Genomic DNA, 19,066 nt, shown 5'->3' on the forward strand with positions numbered 1-19,066 from the left:
ACATCGCCCTTTCGGATTTATTAATCCGAAAGTTGTTTGTCGGGGATTTACCAATCCCCGTGCCTGCGTTATTGCAGCCAGCCAGCTACGGGGATTAGGAAATCCCCGACAGAGTGGTTCGGGATTATAAATCCCGAATAGCAAAGCAGCAACGTGCGATGAATGGAAGTGATGAACAGCACACTCCCTCTCCACGGGAGAGGGGCTGGTGTGAGGTCCTGTTTTTGCTGTTTTCAGAAAAACAGGCCAAAAATAGAATTACTCTGCCGGAACAATGGGTTCTTTGCGGGTGGTAATCTTGCCGGGCTTGCGTATGGTTTTGTTCTGGTACGTGGGTTGCTCCACAAAGGCCACCACCTTCAAGGTCAGGTCTAGGCCGGTGATGGTGCTGGGGTTGTCAAAGCCGAGGTACAGGTAGCCGTCTTCGGTTTTGGGCGTCTGCGTGGCCAGCACTTTGCCGTAGTCGCTGAGCACGTCCTGCCCCTTGGCCACAGCGTAGGGTTTCCAGCCTTCCTCTTCATTCTTGAACAGCGCGGCATTCTTCTGGTTGAGCAGGTAGTAGCTGATGTAGCCGCTGCTCTTCACCTGGGGCAACTGCGGCAAAAGCCCCAGCCCGAACGCCACCAGCGGGTTACTCCCAGTCAGCAACGCAGAGGCGCCTTTGGCCAGGGTTTTGCCCGTCTCCTGCAGCGCCTCTACAGACTCCTGGCCCACCCCCACCCAGTACACCCAATGCTTGGTACCAGCCGGTAATTTAAAGCGCTCATACGTGCGGTTGTTGCTGCCCAGGCTGGCCCGGGAAGACACCCTGAACGTCTTGTCCAGCAGCGGCTCCGGCACCAGCTCGGTTTTCACCAGCACCTTTTGGGTGGCGGTGGTCCAGGTGGTGTCCTGTACCGTGCGCCAGGCCACGTGGGTGTTGAAATGCTGCGTGGCTGCGCTGCCCGGGATTCTGGTGAGGGTGAAGTGGCTCCTGGTGCTGGTTTCAGACAGACTCTGCAGCGTAATGGTGTACACAGACTTCTGCGGAATGTTGAGTTTCAGATTGTTCACCTTCTTGGCTTCCTCTGTGGCATACAGCGGGGAGTTGGAGAAATACTCGGTCACGGTGAGCTTGTAGTTGACCTTGGCCTTGTTCTCCAGGTTCAGCACCACCACATCACCCGCCTGAAACGCATAATGGAACTGGGTGACCGGTTGGGCCGTGCCCGCCACCTGCACCTCCAGATCAGCTATTTTGAGGGCCTTGCCGCCTTGGGCAAGCGCTTGAAAAGAACACAGCAGGAGCAGGCCGTACAGAACCTGAATGCGCCGTGGGGAGAGAAAAGCCATAGGGCAGAGAATCGTAAAGGTCAGTTTTGCTGCAATTTACGAAAAACAGGTCAGATTCAGAGCCGCTGTTCCAGCCAGACTTTCCGGGCCACACCCACGCCTACAAAATTGCCCCGGCCGCCGCCGCGCAGCACAATGGCCACGTCCTGCCCCTGCCGCAGCTCGCTCAGGCTTATGGTTTTCCCTTCCGGGTCCACAATCTGGGTAGTGGGCAGCACCAGCACATACGCCCGGTTGTAGCGCGAATCTGGGGTAGAACCAAAGCCCTCTACCTCCAGCATCACCTGCCCCTGGTCATAGCGGCTCTGAAAAATAGAACCTCTAATGTCTACCCGCTGCGGGGCCATGCTTTTATACTGCACCGTAGCCGCCTCAGCGTTGGCATCTGCCGGCGCGTTGGCCGTTTTACAGCCTGACAGCCAACCAAGGGCCACCACCCAAAAAGCAAAGAAAACCGTTCTTATATTCTTGTATTCCATCCTTTTACCTCCTTGATCTATTTTCTCTTTTAACGGCGGCAAGCCAATGGTAGATATACCTGTTTTTGGCTTGTTTTCAGGAAAACAGCCCGAAAACGGAGTTTTTCTCTGTTAGAAATTGTTCTTCTGCTGTCCGTATTTATCAGCCGCAAATCCCTAACTTGAACCGTTTTCCGCGGCGCGGAATTCTCTTATTTATGGCGAAGATTAAAACAGCATATTTCTGTCAGAACTGCGGGGCGCAGTCGGCGAAGTGGGTGGGGCGCTGCCCGGCCTGCGGCGAATGGAACACGTACGTAGAGGAAGTGGTGGCCCGCGAGGACGTGACGCCCACCACCGCCTGGAAAGTGGGTTCCAGCAGCCAGACCGTAGCCGCCAAACCCAAGCCCATTGCCGAGATTACCTATTCTGAGCAGCACCGCATTGTGACCCAAGACGGCGAACTGAACCGCGTGCTGGGCGGCGGCATTGTACCGGGTTCCATGGTCTTAATTGGCGGGGAGCCGGGCATTGGTAAGTCTACGCTCATGCTCCAGATTGCGCTGAGTTTGAAGAACGAGCGCGTCTTGTACATTTCGGGCGAGGAAAGCGAGCAGCAGATTAAAATGCGCGCCGAGCGGCTGGGCGCCCAACACCCCAACTGCTTTATTCTCACCGAGACCGGCACCCAGAACATTTTCAAGCAGATTGAACAGCTAAGGCCCGAGGTGTTGATTGTAGACTCCATCCAGACCTTGCATTCATCGTTTATTGAGAGCGGGGCGGGCAGCGTGGCGCAGGTGCGCGAGTGTACGGCAGAGCTGCTAAAGTTCGCAAAGGAGAGCGGCACGCCAGTGTTCCTGATTGGGCACATCACCAAAGAAGGCAACCTGGCGGGGCCTAAGATTCTGGAGCACATGGTAGACACGGTGCTGCAGTTTGAGGGCGACCGCCACATGACGTACCGCATTCTGCGCACCACCAAAAACCGTTTCGGGAGCACGTCTGAACTGGGCATTTACGAGATGCTGGGCACCGGCCTAAGAGAGGTGAGCAACCCCTCTGAGATTTTGATTTCGCAGCGCGAGGAGACGTTCAGCGGCATTACCATTGGCGGCACCATGGAAGGCAACCGGCCTTTGCTCATTGAGGTACAGAGCCTGGTCACGCCTGCCACGTACGGCACACCGCAGCGTACTGCCACGGGTTTTGATGTGAAACGCCTGAACATGCTGCTGGCCGTGCTGGAGAAACGCGGCGGCTTTAAGCTGGGCACCCAAGACGTGTTTTTGAACATTGCCGGCGGTCTGAAAGTAGAAGACCCGGCGCTGGATTTGGCTATCTGCGCGGCGCTGCTGTCGTCGTTTGAAGACATTGCCATTCCGCATACCTCCTGTTTTGCCGCAGAAGTGGGCCTGGGCGGCGAGGTACGGGCGGTGCACCGCATTGAGCAGCGCATCTCTGAGGCAGAAAAATTAGGCTTCCAGGATATTTATATTTCCAAATACAACAAGAAAGGCGTTGATTTAAGTAGATTTACCATTAAGATTCACGCGGTGAGCCGGTTAGAGGAAGTGTTCAGCGGACTTTTCGGGTAAGGCTTTCCTGTTTTTGAACTGTTTTTTGGAGAATATGTTGTAAGGACATGTTTATAGTTTGGCATAGGGGCGGCCAGTGGCCGGAACAAACCAACCTGTAACCTGTTCTGATTTTCAACAACGCGTACCGGCATCCCCAACCTATATTTTATCAGCTATGCTTGAGTTCTCTAAAAAGCTGTTGACCGCTCTGGTTCTTACGCTCCTGCTGAGCTATTCAGCGTGGGCGCAGAAAACGGTGACCATTTCTGGCAAAATCAATAAGCCTATTAGTGACAGCGTGCTGCTGGAGATTTACACCGTACCGGCCTCCTACACCGGTGAGTCGCACACCACGGCCTTGTCTAAGAGCGGCGACTTCACTATCACCGCCCCCCTGGCAGAGCCCATGCTGGCTGAGCTGGTGCACGGTTCAGAGTCTATCATGCTGTTCCTGCAGCCGGGAGACAACCTGGATGTCAAGGTGAACGCTGATGATTTTATCTACAGCATCAAATTCAAAGGCAAAGGTACCAATGAGAACGCTTACCTGCTGCAATACGAGCGCAAGTTTGAGGAGGAGGAAGATTACCAGGTGCTGCCAGACAACGTGCACAAACGGGAGAAGGAGTTCCTGCAGTTTCTGGAGGAGCGCCGCCAGGACCAGCGCGATTTCCTGGAGAAATTCACCAAAAGCTCCCCCGTCTCAGAGGCGTTCATGCAATATGCCCAGGCCCAGATTGAGTTCAGCTACGCCAATGACCGCCTGACCTACCCGGAAGTACGCAAGCGGGTGGGTGGCCTCCCGCCCCAGCTCTCCAGCAGCTATTATGGCTACCTGAAAGAAATTGACCTGAACAAGGCGGGGGCGGTGCGCAACCAGGCCTACCTTGACTTTCTGGTGAACTACTTCCAGCACAAGGCCCTGAGTGACCGCCGCGGCAACCCGGAGCGGGACTATTACCCCATTATGTACAACATGGTGAAGCAGGAACTCAAAGGCCCCGCCCGGGAGATGATGATGTCCCGCATCCTGTCTCAGTCTATCAAGTTTGGGTACGTGCCAGACACAGATGCCATGTACCGTGATTTTCAGCAGGAAGCAAGAATACCCCAGTTTATCAGCTACGTGAAAGGCCAGTACCAGCAGTTCAGAAAAGTAGGCATGGGCAGCGCGGCCCCTAACTTCACGTTGCTGTCTTCTACCGGTGACAGCGTCTCCCTGAGCAGCTTAAAAGGCAAGATCGTCTACCTGGGTTTCTGGCGCGCCGCCTGCGGTATCTGCACCGTTGACCAGCAGGCGTACAAGTTCTTTGCCGAACAGCTGGCCCCCAAAGACGTGGTGCTGGTACAAGTGTCTGTGGGGGAGGAGCTGGAGGCCTGGAAACAGAAAGTAGCCCAAAAACCCATTCCTGCGCTCCAGCTGCACCTGGCCAGCCCATCTGCCAAGCTGGTGAAAGACTATGACCTAAAAACGTTCCCCAGTTATTATCTGATTGACCCCAACGGCAACATCATCAGCTCTAACGCCCGCCGCCCCGGCCACGCCGAAGGTGCCCGCGAGATAGCCGCCCTCATTGACCAGTACCGCCTGACCCAAACCCAGGCAAAGGGGAAATAAGCTGTTTCTGGCCTCCTTTTCAGAAAACAGCCCCAAAACAGAACGGCTTAAACGGCAGCATGGGTTAACTTCTTCTCTTTTAAACTTCTGAAGAAAGTGTGGGTTAAGAGCCTGTTTAAAAAATGGCCTTCATGCTTTCATACAGGCCACAGCAAGAAGCTGGCTAGCACTTTTAGCGCCTTCGTGGCGCTGCTACGAGGCTCAAAAAACGCTTTGGCAGAACCTCGCTCTTGCTTTTTTCGCTGATGAACCTAAAATGTAAACAGGCGCTAAATAGCCCACTAGCGTATTTTACAGTCAGCTCCCGCTGCGGCCGGGCGGTGAGACGGTTGGTTTCAGCGCTGAGGGCAACCCCGGGAGTAGGCTACTTCCTGTTTTAGGGCTACTTTTGCAAAAACAGCGCTAAAACGCATTTGTGCACAACCAACCGGTGCGGTTTCACGTGCTACTCTTGCATCGGCGTAGCCGAACTTCACTGCTTAGCCCTTTGACCCCTTGACCAGAGGCACTTTACAGGACGGACTCAACTTAGCATCTAAACTCACGCCGCGCCGCGCCTGGAACGCGCTGCAGGTGGTGAGCAGCTATGCGTTGGCCCGCCTCACCAAGAAGCCCCGCCACTGGGGGAGCCCGGTGAGCATCTCGCTGGAACCCACCACCTCCTGCAACCTACGCTGCCCTGAGTGCCCCAGCGGCCTGCGGTCGTTCACCCGGCCCACGGGTATGCTGTCACCAGAGCTGTTCCGGCAGACCATTGACCAGCTGCATGACCGGCTGCTGTACCTGCTGTTCTATTTTCAGGGGGAGCCGTACCTGAACCCGTCGTTCCTGGAGCTGGTGAAATACGCCGCCGGCAAGAACATTTACACCGCCACCTCTACCAACGCCCATTATTTAACCGAAGAAAACGCCCGCAAAACCGTAGAATCTGGGCTGGATCGCCTGATCATCTCCTTAGACGGCACCACCCAAGACGTGTACCAGCAGTACCGCGTGGGCGGAAAACTGGACAAGGTGCTGGAAGGCACCAAACGGCTGGTGAAATACAAGCGCGAACTGAAGAGCAAAACCCCGTACCTCATCTTCCAGTTTCTGGTGGTCAAGCCCAATGAGCACCAGATTGAAGACGCCAGGCAGCTGGCCAAAGCGCTGGGCGTAGATGACGTGTGGTTTAAGACCGCGCAGATCTATGACTATGAGCACGGCTCGCCGCTCATCCCCACCATTGATTATTACAGCCGTTACCAGGCGCAGCCCAACGGCAGGTATTCGCTTAAAAATAAACTGATTGACGGCTGCTGGAAGATGTGGCACTCCTGCGTCATCACCTGGGACGGCCTGGTGGTGCCCTGCTGCTTTGACAAAGACGCCCACTACCGCCTGGGCAACCTGCAGCAGCAAACCTTCAACGACCTCTGGAAGAGTGATGCCTACCGCCAGTTCAGGGGGTCGCTGCTGCAAAGCCGGAGCCAGCTAGACATGTGCCGCAACTGCTCAGAAGGCACCAAAGTCTGGGGGTAATCTCTGGTGAAAGCTGTTTTAGGGCTGTTTTTGGGAAAACAGGTCAAAAACAGCCGGTGGCTTTCTTGCACCGTCATGCAGGCGCAGCGGCAGGTATTTGCGTGGCCCCATTAGTTTGTGTACCCCGCACGCGTTATCTTTCGTATGGGAGTTGTTGCCACGCTTTCAGCGGCTCCCAATTCTGTGACCTCTTACTTGCTCGCCTGTGACTGAACTTAATGAAGCTTTTCAACTTTTGTGGGGTAAACTGGAGCGCTGGCTCAAGCAGATTGTGCTCATGCTGCCTGAGCTTTTCCTGGCCACGGTTGTTTTAATTCTCTCTTTTTTAGTGGCCGCCTGGCCCGCCGGGCGTCAGATAAACTTCTCATCCGGTTCACGCACAGCAGCTCCCTCAATAACCTGGTGGGAACCACGGTGTACGTGGCCACCCTGGCCCTGGGTATTTTTTTCACCCTGAGCATTCTTAAGCTGGACAAGACCGTCACCACCTTGCTGGCGGGTGCCGGTATCATAGGTTTGGCCCTGGGTTTTGCATTTCAAGACATTGCAGCCAACTTTATCTCAGGGGTGATTATTGCCATCAGGAAACCGTTTGTGGTGGGTGATGTGATTGACACCAATGAGCACTTTGGCACCATTGAGCGCATTAACCTGCGCACGGTAGACATAAGGCGGCAAACCGGTGAACTGGTGAAAATGCCTAACCGCAAGGTGTTTGAGTCTGCCCTGATCAACTACTCGCACTACGGCATCAGGCGCATTGACTTAAAGGTGGGCGTCTCTTATGCAGAGGACCTGGAGCGCGTGCAGCAGGTGGTGAAGGCGGCCATGGTAGACATCCCCAACATGATCTCAGGCAAAGAGGTAGAGGTGGTGTATGAGGAGTTTGGAGACAGCAGTATTAACTTTCTGGTGCGCTACTGGATCCAGTACAAGCGCCAGACTGATTTTGTCTACGCCAAGAGCGAGGCCATTATGCGCATCAAGAAGGCGTTTGATCAGCACAACATTGAGATTCCGTTCCCAATACGTACGCTCAACTTTGGGGTGAAGGGCGGCAAAGACCTGTCTATCCAGCTCAAGGAGGCACTTCCGCAGTTGTCACAGCCGGCAGAGGCAGAGGAAGGTGCGGGGTCTCCTTTGTCCCCCTCTGCCACGGGCGGAGACCGGGACAAAGCAAAAGCGCCGAAGAATAGTCTTCGGCCGCTTTTGCTTTTGGTGATTGGGGGCTTACACGCCGCTCTCATCTATGTTCTTACCCAAGTCTTCTACTTCTTTTAAGAAGGCGTCTATGTTCTGGTCAGCGTACGGGCCGTAGGAGTTGGAGATTTTGCCTTTGGTACCGTCATTGCATTCAATGGCGTACAGAATGGCCATGTCATCTGGGTTGGTCTCGCCCTCAAAGCGGTAAAAGTCTACAATTCTTACTTCATCAACGCTGTAGCTCTTGTCACCGCTGTAAGAGCAAAGGCGGTTATCTTCTGTGACCCTGAAATCTTCTGTATAGCCTTCATTTTTCAGCTTTGCCTCTACTTTCAGCTGGCTGGTAAGTTCTTCCTTGTCTTGCATAGCTAGTATGGTTAGGTATGGTGAATAGCTTTTGTTCGTATTTGGGCTATACGTAAAACAAACCGTTTGTTGCCGGGTTATATTCAAAATATAATATTCTTCGCCGTAAAGGCGCGTAAGGTGTAAAGCAATTATATTTGCACCCGCAACGTTATGTTTACCAGAAAAGCTGCCATTATCTTAACTCCCCTGATAGATAAGACCCTGCTTATTAAGAGACTTTTTGTTTCAGGCAGATACCCAGTGATACGCTGCCTTCATTTTCACTATCAGGATGTTACCAGAAGTAGATTTCTTCAAAGCCGTCATTGACTCTATTGAGGAGGGCGTGCTGCTCCAGAACCGCGCCGCGGAGATTGTGGGGTTCAATGAAAAAGCCCTCCAACTGCTGCACCTCAGCAAGCCACAGCTGCTAAACCCCGGTTCTCACCCAGAGGGCTGGGAACTGGTAGATGCCTCTGGGGCAGTTATTCCGGAAGACCAGTACCCCTGCCAGCTTACGTTACAGACGGGTGCCCCTCAGCAGGATGTGTTAACCGGGGTCAAGGTGAAAGGCAAGATCTCGCCTTGGCTAAAGATCAGCACCAAGTTGCTCACCCTGAACCAGGGGGCGTTTGTCATGGTCACCCTGCTGGATGTGACAGAGCATTACTGGCTGGAGGATGAACTGCGGCAGAGTGAGGAACGCTGGCACCTGGCGGTAGACGGCAGCAGCCTGGGGGTCTGGGACTGGCGCGTTGAGCGCCAGGAGACCTATTTCTCCAACACCTGGAAAAAAATGATAGGCTACAGCGAGACTGAGCTGAGCAATGACATAAGAGAGTGGGAAGACCGCATTCACCCAGATGACAAACCCCGGGTGATGGGCATTATCAAAAGACTTACCCGCGGCGAATACTCCACCTCCCAGATAGAGCACCGGCTGCGCTGCAAAGACGGCTCTTACAAATGGATTCTCACCTCTGGCAAGGTCATGACCCGCTCCGCCTCAGGCAAGCCGCTCCGGTTAGTGGGCACGCTCAAAGACATTCATGACCGCAAGATGGCTGAGCAGCAGCTGCGGCTCAGTGAAAGCAAGTTCTCCAAGACCTTTTACTTCTCGTCTATAGGGCTGGCCCTGGTTTCCCCGGAAGGTGCCTGGATGGAGGTAAACCCCGCCCTCTGCCAGATGCTGGGGTACACACAGGATGAGCTGCAGGCCAAAACCTTTCAGGACATCACCCACCCAGATGACCTGGGCGCAGACCTGGACAACGTGCAGCGCATGCTGAGCCGGGAGATCACGTCTTACCAGATGGAGAAGCGGTACTTTCACAAAGACGGGCACCTCATCTGGGTACTGCTCTCGGTATCACTGGTGTGGGACACGGCGGGCCAGCCGTCTTTCTTCATTTCTCAGATCATAGACATCAGCCATTCCAAGAATCTGATTGCCCAGCTGGAAGACAACAACCAGAAGCTGCGCATCACCACCCATGACCTGGAAAACAAGATTCACCAGCTGGAAGAGTTCAACCGCATTGTCTCCCACAACCTGCGGGGGCCCGCCGGCAATGTGCGGCTCATGCTGGATCTGTTGCCCACTGACCTGCCGCAGGCCATAGAGGTGCCGGCTTTCCAGATGCTGCTCAAATCAAGCGACGCCCTGAACGAGACGTTGGCTGACCTCATGAACATTGTAGAGGCGCGCATGAACAAGAACATTGCGTATGACACCTGCTCCTTTAAAGAGGTGCTGGAGAAAACCTACAGTGCCCTGGAGGGGCAGATCCTCAACAGCCACGCCCGCATTGAAGAAGACCTGGCGCTTGAAACCGTGGCCTACCCTAAAATTTATTTAGAGAGCATTCTTTACAACCTGCTGAGCAATGCCCTCAAGTACAGCCAGAAGGGGGTTTACCCGCATATCAAGATCAAAACCTACACTGCCAAAGGCAGAACGGTGCTGTCTGTCAGGGACAATGGCCTGGGCATTGACCTCAAGCGGTACGGCAATGACATCTTTAAACTGAAGAAAATCTTCCACAAGGGGTTTGACAGCAGGGGAGTGGGGCTCTTTCTGGTGAAAAACCAAATTGAAACCCTGGGGGGCACTATTCAAGTAAAGAGCAAGCCCTTGGTAGGCAGCAAATTCATAGTAACCTTTTAACTTCTCCTAATGACTGTTTTGTCAAGCATTTGCCTGATAGATGATGACAACATCTACCAATACTACTCCAAAAGCCTCATTCTCACCTCTGGCAAGGCCGAAAAGGTACTTCAGTTCTTTGACGGCCAGGAAGCCCTGGAGTTTCTCACCCAACACCAGCACGAGGCCGGGCTGCTGCCAGAACTGATTCTGCTGGACCTGGAGATGCCCTACATGGACGGCTGGCAGTTCCTGGACCAGTTCTCCCAACTGCAGTTAGCCAAAGAAGTCACCCTGTACATTGCCAGCTCTTCGGCCAGTATGATAGACCAGGACCGGGCAAAGAAGTACTCCCAGGTGAAAGGATACATGATCAAACCCATGCGCGCCGAGCAGTTTGTAGAAATCATCAATTCTGTCACCAACACCCCTGAAGCATAAAAAAAACCGGTTTCAGCCTGCTCCTTCTGTCAGGCTAAACCGGTTCTACAGGCTCCCTCTCTCCTTTACGGCCTTGCCGAAGCACGTTTCGCCTGTATCTCGCGCTCAATCTTTTTCAGGTCAATAGCAGAGCACGCCCCGCCGCAGCCTTTGGCGCACCCCGCCTCTTTGGCGAAGAAGCTCTTGTAGCCCATGCGCAGCAGGTACCCCGCCGCTACCGCAAAAATCAAGAAGATGATGATTTCCTGTACCATAACGCAAAGATAACGCCCGCCACGGGATAAATAGTTTAGTCTTGGGCAGAAAAGGGAGGTATACCTGAGGCAATTCCTGTTTCCGGGCTGTTTTCCCAAAAACAGCCCGGAAACAGGAGCTACTGCTCAAGAAATGATTAGCTGTTCTGCACTTCCTCAATGATCCAATCAATCACTTCAATAAATTTTTGAAGCTGCTTTTCATCTGTTAGAAGATGAAGCCGAAAACTGGGACGCATTGTAACCTTATCTCTGGCTATAGAAACACCTTCAATCTGATTTAGCCGCTCTAATAATTCAAGACGCTTTTGCTCGTGTTGAAATGCTGGTTGGTCTTTGTAATACTGGAAGTACATTTCCACATATCCATTCGTCCATACTCCAAACAGCCGATAGTCGTGTCCATTTCTGTGGAAAACAGGCTGGTAAGACCCTAATTGATGCCCTCTTCCATACCTAACCCGTGTAACTTTAGGTGTAAAATAATCAAGTAGCTCTTTTGCAATGCCAGCTTCTCTACTGCCGCATTGGTTAAAAAGTTCATCAAAAAAAGCATCTTGGGTCCAGCGATCTGCCCTTCCTCTGGAAATATTCTTCAGGTCCTCAGCCACAGTAGTCTGGCCAATCACGCGGGGCACCAGCGTTTTCAGGTTGTTCTGCCCAATGAACTGCTTGATCTCTAGCCCCAGAATCTCGGCGGTTTGCATCTGCTCGTTCAAAAATTCAATGATGCGCTGTAGCTCTTTGGGGATTTTGTCAGCAATGATGAGCATTCTTATTTTGCCGGCCTTCAGATTGGTCTTGGTAAGCTCCCAGAAGGTTTCCGACTCCATTTCGGCTGCCAGAAACTCCTCCAGCACCCGCTCACATTGACTGCCCCGGGCTTTGCACTGCTCCTCAAACCTGCGCTGTATCTCCCCAATGGACCAATAGGAGACGGCATTGGCCGCATAATCTAATATTTGCCCAATTACTTCGCGCCTAATTCTGGAATCAGTGCTGCGTTTTACTTCTACCAGCGTAGGCACCCCATCCTGGTCAATAAACAGATGATCTAAAGACCAGCGGTTACCAGCGTTCTCTTCATCTGGCACGCCAAACTCACGGGAGATCAACAGCCAGCGCCTAGGGTTGTCTTTGTTAATCTGGCTTCCTGAAATAAGATTGGGATAATCTGCCAGCAATTGCTGGAGCAAATCTTCTGAGTCATAGGTAGCCTCATTTAACTCTACCAGCTTTCTATTCTCATCCAGAAGGAAAATTGTTTCGCCCATGCCTGTTTAGTTGATCCATCCAAAATAGCGAATTGAACAGTACCATAGGCGATTGGCTTCCTGTTTCCGGGCTGTTTTTCTTAAAACAGCCCGGAAACAGAAACTACTCCTTCCAGAATGGCTCAATCAACTTCAGCATTTCCTCCTGTACCGCGGGGCTGTTGCTCACGCAGATCTCCCGCCCGAAGACGTAGTTCTGGCCACCCCTGAAATCAGTGACCTGGCCACCGGCTTCCTGCACCAGAATAGCGCCGCCCGCCACGTCATAGGAGTTGATGTTGAATTCAAAGTAACCTTCAAAGCGGCCGCAGGCCACGTAGGCCAGGTCCAGCGCGGCAGAACCCAATCTGCGCACGCCGTGGCAGCTTTGCATGAAGGAGCCCATGACCTGCAGGTATTTCTGCATGAGGTCAAAGCTGTAGTACGGGAAGCCGGTGGCAATGAGGCCATCTCCCAGCGTGGCGGCTTTGGAGACGTAAATGCGCTGGTCGTTGCAGTAGGCGCCGCCGCCTTTAATGGCGTGGTAGCACTCGTCACGGGTAATGTCATAGACCACGCCCAGCACCAGCTCCTCCTGCTGCATGAGCGCAATGCTCACCGAGTACACCGGCAGTCCGTGAATGAAGTTGGTGGTGCCGTCCAGCGGGTCAATGATCCAGTTGTATTCCTCGCCGCGTTCGTTTTTGGTCTCTTCCTCGGTGATGAAACCTGCCGTGGGGAGTAGTTGCTCCAGCCCTTCCACCAGCTGCTTTTCGGCCTCTTTGTCTACGTAGGAAACCAGGTTGTTCAGGCCTTTCTCCTCCATTTTGGAGCGGTCAAAGTTCTGGGCTTCGGTGCTGATGAAGCGGCCTACTGCTTTGGTGAGGGTAACTACCTGGTCGCGGAGCGCGGATAAGTCTGTCATGGTGTCTAAAAATGAGGTACGTCTGTTACTATTACGTTTTCGGCCGAGTTTTTGGGAAAACAGCGAAAACAGAAAAATATTTAAGTAAATGCTACACCGTTCTTCTGCGGCGGGTGAAACCCAGCACAACGGCCAAAACCACTAAACCCATGGCCAGCCACTGGGTGCCGTGGCCAATGAACTCGCCGTGGCGGGTGTAGAAGGTCAGTTCGTTGTTGAACCGGACCTGCCCGCGCAGGGCGGCCTGTTCCCACCAGCCGGAGCGCTGCTCAATTTCGCCCTTCTGGTTAATGAAGCCAGAGATACCCGTATTGGCCGACCGCGCCACGTCTCTTCTAGTTTCAATGGCTCTGAGCGAAGCGTAGCTCAGGTGCTGTTTGTAACCGGGGCTGTCGCTCCACCACGCATCATTGGTGATGATGAAGATGGCGTTGGCCCCGTTTCTGATGTATTCGCTCACGTATTCCCCGTAAATGGACTCATAGCACACCACCGGCGCGCCAGACCATACCGTGTCCTGGGAATGGGTGAACACAGACCGCTCCTCCTGTACGCCAAAGTTTCCGGCTATGCCGCCCAGATCAATGGCAAATGCTTTCAGGAACTTGAAGAAGCCAGGGTACGGAGTTCTCTCTACGCCCGGCACCAGCTTTGACTTGTGGTAAAACTCATGCTGCCCGCCCGGTTTGAAATGCATGGCCGTGTTATAGACATCAAAATACCCCACCTGCGGATGGAAACGGGCCGTGCCGCTGCGCTGGGTGGAGTCTGGGTAAAGGTCACCGGTGGTGATGCCGCCCACCAGCTCCAGCCCCGGGTGACGATTCAGAAACTCGCGCAGCGCGTAGCTGACAGAGGTGTTTTCAAAGCCTTTTTCCCAGTTCAGGCCGTTGCTGATAGAGGTCTCGGGCCAGAGCACGAATTTGGTGTTGGGCGTGATCTGCTGCTCAGACAACTGGAGCAGACGCGCAAACTGCTGCTCAAACGGGATATAGCCTTCGCCGCCTTCAAACTTCTCTTTGTACGGGTCTATGTTGGGCTGCACCACCACCACTTCGGCGGCAGCGCCTTTCTCTTGGTAGCGGCTGTAAATGAAGAACGAAAGCGCCAGCGGCAGCAAAAACGCCAGCGCCGGAGCCAACCATCTGGTCACCGCAGCTTTTGCCTTCGCCTGCAGCGCAAAGAAGACCAGCAGGTTCACCGCCCAGACCCAAAGCGAGCCGCCCAGGAAACCGGTGTACTCGTACCACTGCACCCAACTGGGCAGGGCGGCAAAGCCGTTGCCCAGCGTGAGCCACGGCCAGCTCAGGTCCCAGTTGAGGTGAAACTGCTCAAAGGCAATCCAGTACACGGGCAGGCTCAGGTAACCAAGGGTGTTGCCCGCCGCCCGCTTGGTCCAGAAAAAAGCCATCATGGGCACAGACATGAACAGCGCGTTGAACACCACCGCCGCAATGCCGCCGCCCAGCGTAGAATAACTCACCCAGTACGTGGTGAAGATGTTCCAGAGCAGCAGCAGCAGGTACGTGTACTTGAAAAACGTGCGCCCACGCTTTGGTTCGGCTTTAGCCGAAATAGCCTGTTCCAGGTACAGGAACGGCACCCAACCAATGAATAAAACTATAGCCAGCGGTTTCACCGGCCAGCCCAACCACAGCAAAAAGGCGCTCAGCAGCGCCATAAGGGGGAGGTAAAAACGATTATTTGCTTCCTTGAACAACAATGACAAATTCTCCTTTGATAGGTTTAGTGGTAAACGTCTGCACCAGCTCTTCCAGGGTGCCGTTGAGCGTCTCTTCAAACAGCTTGCTGATCTCGCGGCTCACTGAGGCCATGCGCTCCGCCCCAAAATACTCCTTAAACTGCTCCAGCGTCTTGAGCACCCGGTGCGGCGACTCATAGAAAATCATGGTGCGCTCTTCCTGCGCCAGGCTCTGCAGCCGCGTCTGGCGGCCTTTCTTCACGGGCAGAAAGCCTTCAAAGGTGAACCGGTCGGTGCTAAAGCCAGATTTGACCAACGCAGGCACAAACGCGGTGGGGCCAGGCAAGCATTCAATCTTGATGCCTTCTTTCACGCATTCGCGCACCAGCAAGAAACCGGGGTCAGAGATGCCGGGCGTGCCCGCGTCTGAGACCATAGCCATTTTCTCGCCTTTCTTGAGGCGTTCCACCAGATGCGCCACGGCTTTGTGCTCATTGTGCAGGTGGTGGCTGTGCATGCGCTTCTCAATACCCAAATGATGGAGCAGTTTGCCACTGGTACGGGTATCTTCGGCCAGCACCACGTCTACCTCCTTCAGAATTCTGATGGCGCGCAGCGTGATGTCTTCCAGGTTGCCAATGGGCGTGGGCACTAAATACAGTACGGTCTCTTCTACAGGTTCGGCCATAGGTCAAAGATACTACATTTTTTAGTCCTGAGTTCTGAGTCTGGAGTTCTGAGTGGCAATGCGTTTTGGGGCTGTTTTCAGAAAAACAGCCCCAAAACGCATTGCCTATTCTTTTGTCCTCCTGAAAGGATCTTGGTTGCGAACGGTAGTTGCGTCTCTTTCCTGCTTTTCTAGTACGCACACAAGATCTTTCCAAGATGGCAAAGGAGACGGTTACTCAATCATTGTTAATGTATTTCTCCGCCACTTCATCAATGCGTTTTGCCAGTTCCCAGTCTTTTTGGGTGACCACGTTGCCGGCGTCATGGGTAGTGAGTTTGATTTCTACGCGGTTGTAGACGTTGCTCCACCAGGGGTGATGGTTCAGTTCTACGGCTGCGGCGGCTACCGCTGTCATGAATGCGAAGGCCTGCTGGAAGTCTTTGAAGATGAAGCTCCGGGTGAGGGCGTTTTCTTGTTCAATCCACATGGTTCTGTAAAGGGTTACGGCAACTACTGTTTTTGGCCTGTTTTCAGAAAAGTAGGCCAAAAACGCAGCACTTCCTGAATGGGGCTCGTATTCTTTTATTCCATCGACCAGGGGCGGAAGGCAAAAGTCAGTATCTGTTTGTGCTTCCCCTTTTAGGAATACATGAACTACTAAGAACAACCAACTAACAACTACAGAGATGGCAGAAGAACAGAAACCCAAGGAAGTGCCAGACCAGCACCAGAAGCACCAGCCCGGCGACGAGCACAAGATGACCCCAGAGCCCATTGTGATCAGAGACGGCTACAAGGGCAGCGACAAACTCAAAGGCAAGAAAGCCCTCATCACCGGCGGCGACAGCGGCATTGGCCGGGCGGTGGCGGTGCATTTCGCCCGGGAGGGCGCAGACGTGGCCATTGTCTACCTTAATGAAGACAAAGACGCCCAGGAAACCAAGGAGATGGTAGAGAAGGAGGGCCGCCAATGCGTGCTCATCTCCGGTGACCTGCGCGAGGAGAAATTCTGCGTGGAGGCGGTGAAGAAAGCCGTGGCTGAACTGGGCGGGCTCAACATTCTGGTGAACAACGCCGCCGAGCAGCACGAGAAAAATGATCTGCGCGAAATCACCTCTGAGCAGCTGGAGAAGACGTTCAAGACCAACATCTTCGCGTATTTTTACGTGGCGCAGGCGGCACTGGACCATCTGCAGAAAGGCGACTGCATTGTCAACACCACCTCCATTACCTCGTACCGCGGTTCCAGCCATTTAATGGACTACTCGGCCACCAAAGGCGCCATTACTGCGTTTACCCGCTCATTATCGGCGAATCTGGCGGAGAAGGGAATCAGGGTGAATGCCGTGGCGCCAGGCCCCATCTGGACGCCCTTGATTCCCGCCACGCTGGAAGAAGTAGGTGACTTTGGCAAAGACCAGCCCATGGGCCGGTTGGGTCAGCCGTCTGAGGTGGCGCCGGCTTATGTGTTCCTAGCCTGTGAAGACGCCTCTTACATTACGGGGCAGACCATTCACGTGAACGGCGGCGAGCAGATTGGCGGCTAGGGCCTCAACCTTTCCACGTGGAAACCAGTAAACGGTAAGACCAATTCACCTAAACACAAGCGCCTATGGCAACTGAAGATAAAAACCACCCCAACGGGCATGACCGCCCCGTGCGCGTGATTGACGATACGGCGAGCAACATGGAAGACATGATGGCCGGCCACATCATTCCGGGCGCAGACGCCCCTAAGAATGAGGCCCAGCGCGGCGGCTTCGGGAACCGCGACGGCAAGTCTGGCTACGGCACTGACTCCTCAGACGGCCCAACCGGCGTATCAGTGAACGAAGATGCTGACGCGACTGAGCATCCGAAAGACAACATGCGTACCGAGGACGAAGGCCGCGGTACGTGATCCAGGCCCTAAGGCCGATTGTTTAATGTTGAACCAAACCAGAAAAGGAGGACACCATGCCCTATAAGAGCGATAACAGCAGCCACCAAGGCTCAGAAAACAAAGGCGCCCCATCTAACCGCGGCATCAGCAAAGCCGGCGTGAAAAGCCCCGGCGATCCAGATGAAATCCAACGGGCCGAGGATCTTGTGGCCAAGCACTTAGATGACCAGGAGCGTCCAGTGCCAGAAGCCCGTACGCACCCAAACCGCAACACAGACAAGCAAGACATTGACAAGCCCAGCTACGGCGGGTCTTGATAAACAAAGTCTTCACAAAAAAGCACCTTCTTCCCTACAAGAAGGTGCTTTTTTGTGTCTGTTTCTGACCTGTTTTCAGAAAAACAGGCCAAAAACAGGAACGGGTAACGCATGAGGTTTTTTCCTTTCTTTTAAGGAAAGAGTTTGCTATAAAGGAATAGCCCCTTATCTGCTCCTGTCATCTTGAAAAGATCTTGGCGGCAACGGCAGTAGCGGTGAAGGAAAGGCTATTACCGTTCGCCACCAAGGTTCTTCCAGAATGACAACACTGTTATTCCCGCCCATGTACCTGGAAAGAAGCAGAAGGCCTAAGCCTCACTTTTCCGGGCTGTTTTGACAAAAACAGCCCGGAAACAGAAAGTATCTCTACAGCTTCCAATCTCTTAATTTCAAAAACCAGAAATCACCCCATGGCCCGCTACGCCCTCACAGACATCCACGGCTGCCTCAAGACCTTTCAGATGATGGTAGAAGAAATCCTTCGGCTGCAGCCGAACGACCACCTGTACCTGCTGGGCGATTACATCAACAAAGGTCCGGACAGCAAAGGGGTACTGGACTACATCTTCTCGCTGCAGCGGCAGGGCTACCAGCTCACCTGCCTGCGCGGCAACCATGACCAGCTGCTGCTAGACGCGGTAGACCAAGGCGAGCAGGCCGTCTGGCTCACACCCGAAGACAAGCAGAAAACGCTGGAGAACTTTGGGGTAGGGCAGTTCAGCCAGATACCGGCTCAGTACCTCAGCTTTGTGCGGAACCTACCGGTGTTGGTGGTGCTGGAAGACTATGTACTGGTGCACGCGGGGCTGGATTTCTCATTGCCCAACCTCTTGGCCACAGAGAACTACACGCTCATGAACATCAAGCGCATGCAGCCTTCGGCGCAGAAACTGAGCGGCAGAACGCTGGTGCACGGGCACCTGCCGGTGCCTAAAGCCACCATTGAGAAAGCAGTGAAGAAAAAAAAGGCAGCCATCAATTTAGACGCGGGGTGTGTGTACTACAAAAATGAGGAGTTTGGGCAGCTCTGCGGCTTTAACTTAGACACTTGGCAACTCTACTGGCTGCCCAACCAAGACACGCCATACTTTATTAAAGTTAAATAGATCTCCGTCACCTCCAATGGATTACCTAAAATATAGTTTTACCTATATTCAATGTATAGACTTTAATTGAAGCAATTTCTATTTTTTTAAATCAATAATTTTCTTTCTCCTCCAGTTATCTCTTCAAAAACATTCAATAAATTGAATATAAATATCTCCTTGCAAAATCAATCTTTTCTTCATTCCTTTCGGATCAACTACTTTTTCATGTAGGAAAACACTACTAAATTCAACTTTTATTTACTTGTCTTTCAACTGCTTAATGATTTAGAATGAATTAGCTCTATTTTTTATTCGAAAATCATAAAAC

The 19,066-nt window shown here is 53.3% G+C and carries 19 protein-coding genes; 10 read left to right on the forward strand and 9 right to left on the reverse strand.

The features are described from left to right. Positions 1 to 258: 258 nt before the first annotated feature. Both A8O25_RS07225 and A8O25_RS07230 read right to left on the reverse strand, forming a co-directional pair. Complete coding sequence (locus A8O25_RS07225) at positions 259 to 1,332, reverse strand: hypothetical protein (RefSeq protein ID WP_066832739.1); 1,074 nt, start codon at positions 1,330 to 1,332, stop codon at positions 259 to 261. 56 nt (positions 1,333 to 1,388) lie between these two features. After that, the gene (locus A8O25_RS07230) at positions 1,389 to 1,811 is read right to left on the reverse strand and encodes a hypothetical protein (RefSeq protein ID WP_066832742.1); all 423 of its coding nucleotides are present in this window, start codon (positions 1,809 to 1,811) and stop codon (positions 1,389 to 1,391) included. Between the two features lie 197 nt (positions 1,812 to 2,008). On the opposite strand from A8O25_RS07230, the gene radA reads away from it, so the two are divergent. The 4 genes from radA (at position 2,009) to A8O25_RS07250 (ending at position 7,790) form a co-directional block, all read left to right on the forward strand. Continuing rightward, complete coding sequence (gene radA, locus A8O25_RS07235; protein WP_066832745.1) at positions 2,009 to 3,388, forward strand: DNA repair protein RadA; 1,380 nt, start codon at positions 2,009 to 2,011, stop codon at positions 3,386 to 3,388. Positions 3,389 to 3,545: 157 nt separating this feature from the next. Further along, on the forward strand, positions 3,546 to 4,988 hold the full coding sequence (locus A8O25_RS07240) for a peroxiredoxin family protein (RefSeq protein WP_066832748.1): 1,443 nt from the start codon (positions 3,546 to 3,548) through the stop codon (positions 4,986 to 4,988). A gap of 495 nt (positions 4,989 to 5,483) precedes the next feature. After that, complete coding sequence (locus A8O25_RS07245) at positions 5,484 to 6,509, forward strand: SPASM domain-containing protein (protein WP_066832750.1); 1,026 nt, start codon at positions 5,484 to 5,486, stop codon at positions 6,507 to 6,509. A gap of 402 nt (positions 6,510 to 6,911) precedes the next feature. Beyond that, positions 6,912 to 7,790, forward strand: a complete 879-nt coding sequence (locus A8O25_RS07250) for a mechanosensitive ion channel family protein (RefSeq protein ID WP_066832752.1) — start codon at positions 6,912 to 6,914, stop codon at positions 7,788 to 7,790. Here A8O25_RS07250 and A8O25_RS07255 read toward each other — a convergent pair. After that, positions 7,740 to 8,078, reverse strand: coding sequence for a hypothetical protein (locus A8O25_RS07255; RefSeq protein WP_066832755.1), 339 nt, complete (start codon positions 8,076 to 8,078; stop codon positions 7,740 to 7,742). The two genes, A8O25_RS07250 and A8O25_RS07255, sit on opposite strands and share 51 nt — an antisense overlap. Positions 8,079 to 8,352: 274 nt before the next feature. On the opposite strand from A8O25_RS07255, the gene A8O25_RS07260 reads away from it, so the two are divergent. After that, positions 8,353 to 10,227, forward strand: coding sequence for a PAS domain S-box protein (locus A8O25_RS07260; RefSeq protein WP_066832758.1), 1,875 nt, complete (start codon positions 8,353 to 8,355; stop codon positions 10,225 to 10,227). A 9-nt stretch (positions 10,228 to 10,236) separates the two neighbouring features. Continuing rightward, entirely contained in the window at positions 10,237 to 10,647 is a 411-nt protein-coding gene (locus tag A8O25_RS07265; protein ID WP_066832761.1) for a response regulator, read from the forward strand. A 65-nt stretch (positions 10,648 to 10,712) separates the two neighbouring features. Here the strand turns inward: A8O25_RS07265 and A8O25_RS07270 are convergent, their stop codons facing one another. The 6 genes from A8O25_RS07270 to A8O25_RS07295 form a co-directional block, all read right to left on the reverse strand. After that, positions 10,713 to 10,901 carry a FeoB-associated Cys-rich membrane protein gene (locus A8O25_RS07270; RefSeq protein WP_066832764.1) on the reverse strand — a complete coding sequence of 63 codons (189 nt, stop codon included), beginning with the start codon at positions 10,899 to 10,901 and terminating at the stop codon, positions 10,713 to 10,715. Between the two features lie 137 nt (positions 10,902 to 11,038). After that, positions 11,039 to 12,175 (reverse strand): hypothetical protein, encoded by a 1,137-nt coding sequence (locus tag A8O25_RS07275; RefSeq protein ID WP_066832767.1) that lies wholly within the window; start codon positions 12,173 to 12,175, stop codon positions 11,039 to 11,041. 103 nt (positions 12,176 to 12,278) lie between these two features. Continuing rightward, complete coding sequence (locus A8O25_RS07280; protein ID WP_066832770.1) at positions 12,279 to 13,079, reverse strand: inositol monophosphatase family protein; 801 nt, start codon at positions 13,077 to 13,079, stop codon at positions 12,279 to 12,281. A gap of 91 nt (positions 13,080 to 13,170) precedes the next feature. Beyond that, on the reverse strand, positions 13,171 to 14,760 hold the full coding sequence (gene lnt, locus A8O25_RS07285) for an apolipoprotein N-acyltransferase (protein ID WP_066832773.1): 1,590 nt from the start codon (positions 14,758 to 14,760) through the stop codon (positions 13,171 to 13,173). A gap of 19 nt (positions 14,761 to 14,779) precedes the next feature. Next, positions 14,780 to 15,469 carry a 16S rRNA (cytidine(1402)-2'-O)-methyltransferase gene (gene rsmI / locus A8O25_RS07290; protein WP_066832776.1) on the reverse strand — a complete coding sequence of 230 codons (690 nt, stop codon included), beginning with the start codon at positions 15,467 to 15,469 and terminating at the stop codon, positions 14,780 to 14,782. 217 nt (positions 15,470 to 15,686) lie between these two features. Next, positions 15,687 to 15,938: a 4a-hydroxytetrahydrobiopterin dehydratase gene (locus tag A8O25_RS07295; protein WP_066832879.1), complete on the reverse strand. Its 252-nt coding sequence runs from the start codon at positions 15,936 to 15,938 to the stop codon at positions 15,687 to 15,689. 199 nt (positions 15,939 to 16,137) lie between these two features. On the opposite strand from A8O25_RS07295, the gene A8O25_RS07300 reads away from it, so the two are divergent. From A8O25_RS07300 to A8O25_RS07315, 4 genes are all read left to right on the forward strand, one after another. Then, a complete protein-coding gene (locus tag A8O25_RS07300; protein ID WP_066832779.1) occupies positions 16,138 to 16,998 on the forward strand; it encodes an SDR family oxidoreductase in 861 nt (286 codons plus the stop codon). A 65-nt stretch (positions 16,999 to 17,063) separates the two neighbouring features. Further along, a complete protein-coding gene (locus tag A8O25_RS07305) occupies positions 17,064 to 17,351 on the forward strand; it encodes a hypothetical protein (RefSeq protein ID WP_066832782.1) in 288 nt (95 codons plus the stop codon). A 56-nt stretch (positions 17,352 to 17,407) separates the two neighbouring features. Continuing rightward, positions 17,408 to 17,650, forward strand: a complete 243-nt coding sequence (locus A8O25_RS07310) for a hypothetical protein (RefSeq protein WP_066832785.1) — start codon at positions 17,408 to 17,410, stop codon at positions 17,648 to 17,650. 410 nt (positions 17,651 to 18,060) lie between these two features. Beyond that, the gene (locus tag A8O25_RS07315; RefSeq protein WP_066832789.1) at positions 18,061 to 18,756 is read left to right on the forward strand and encodes a metallophosphoesterase family protein; all 696 of its coding nucleotides are present in this window, start codon (positions 18,061 to 18,063) and stop codon (positions 18,754 to 18,756) included. Positions 18,757 to 19,066 lie beyond the last annotated feature (310 nt).

It is taken from the genome of Rufibacter ruber (assembly GCF_001647275.1).
GTDB lineage: Bacteria > Bacteroidota > Bacteroidia > Cytophagales > Hymenobacteraceae > Nibribacter > Nibribacter ruber_C.

What these genes read in the sequence shown, in the direction of transcription:
- A8O25_RS07225 (WP_066832739.1), bottom strand. Translation starts at nt 1,332, where the DNA reads ATGGCTTTTCTCTCCCCACGGCGCATTCAGGTTCTGTACGGCCTGCTC.
- A8O25_RS07300 (WP_066832779.1), top strand. Translation starts at nt 16,138, where the DNA reads ATGGCAGAAGAACAGAAACCCAAGGAAGTGCCAGACCAGCACCAGAAG.
- A8O25_RS07240 (WP_066832748.1), top strand. Translation starts at nt 3,546, where the DNA reads ATGCTTGAGTTCTCTAAAAAGCTGTTGACCGCTCTGGTTCTTACGCTC.
- lnt (WP_066832773.1), bottom strand. Translation starts at nt 14,760, where the DNA reads ATGGCGCTGCTGAGCGCCTTTTTGCTGTGGTTGGGCTGGCCGGTGAAA.
- A8O25_RS07275 (WP_066832767.1), bottom strand. Translation starts at nt 12,175, where the DNA reads ATGGGCGAAACAATTTTCCTTCTGGATGAGAATAGAAAGCTGGTAGAG.
- A8O25_RS07280 (WP_066832770.1), bottom strand. Translation starts at nt 13,079, where the DNA reads ATGACAGACTTATCCGCGCTCCGCGACCAGGTAGTTACCCTCACCAAA.
- A8O25_RS07265 (WP_066832761.1), top strand. Translation starts at nt 10,237, where the DNA reads ATGACTGTTTTGTCAAGCATTTGCCTGATAGATGATGACAACATCTAC.
- A8O25_RS07230 (WP_066832742.1), bottom strand. Translation starts at nt 1,811, where the DNA reads ATGGAATACAAGAATATAAGAACGGTTTTCTTTGCTTTTTGGGTGGTG.
- radA (WP_066832745.1), top strand. Translation starts at nt 2,009, where the DNA reads ATGGCGAAGATTAAAACAGCATATTTCTGTCAGAACTGCGGGGCGCAG.
- A8O25_RS07270 (WP_066832764.1), bottom strand. Translation starts at nt 10,901, where the DNA reads ATGGTACAGGAAATCATCATCTTCTTGATTTTTGCGGTAGCGGCGGGG.
- A8O25_RS07315 (WP_066832789.1), top strand. Translation starts at nt 18,061, where the DNA reads ATGGCCCGCTACGCCCTCACAGACATCCACGGCTGCCTCAAGACCTTT.
- A8O25_RS07260 (WP_066832758.1), top strand. Translation starts at nt 8,353, where the DNA reads ATGTTACCAGAAGTAGATTTCTTCAAAGCCGTCATTGACTCTATTGAG.
- A8O25_RS07255 (WP_066832755.1), bottom strand. Translation starts at nt 8,078, where the DNA reads ATGCAAGACAAGGAAGAACTTACCAGCCAGCTGAAAGTAGAGGCAAAG.
- A8O25_RS07305 (WP_066832782.1), top strand. Translation starts at nt 17,064, where the DNA reads ATGGCAACTGAAGATAAAAACCACCCCAACGGGCATGACCGCCCCGTG.
- rsmI (WP_066832776.1), bottom strand. Translation starts at nt 15,469, where the DNA reads ATGGCCGAACCTGTAGAAGAGACCGTACTGTATTTAGTGCCCACGCCC.
- A8O25_RS07295 (WP_066832879.1), bottom strand. Translation starts at nt 15,938, where the DNA reads ATGTGGATTGAACAAGAAAACGCCCTCACCCGGAGCTTCATCTTCAAA.
- A8O25_RS07310 (WP_066832785.1), top strand. Translation starts at nt 17,408, where the DNA reads ATGCCCTATAAGAGCGATAACAGCAGCCACCAAGGCTCAGAAAACAAA.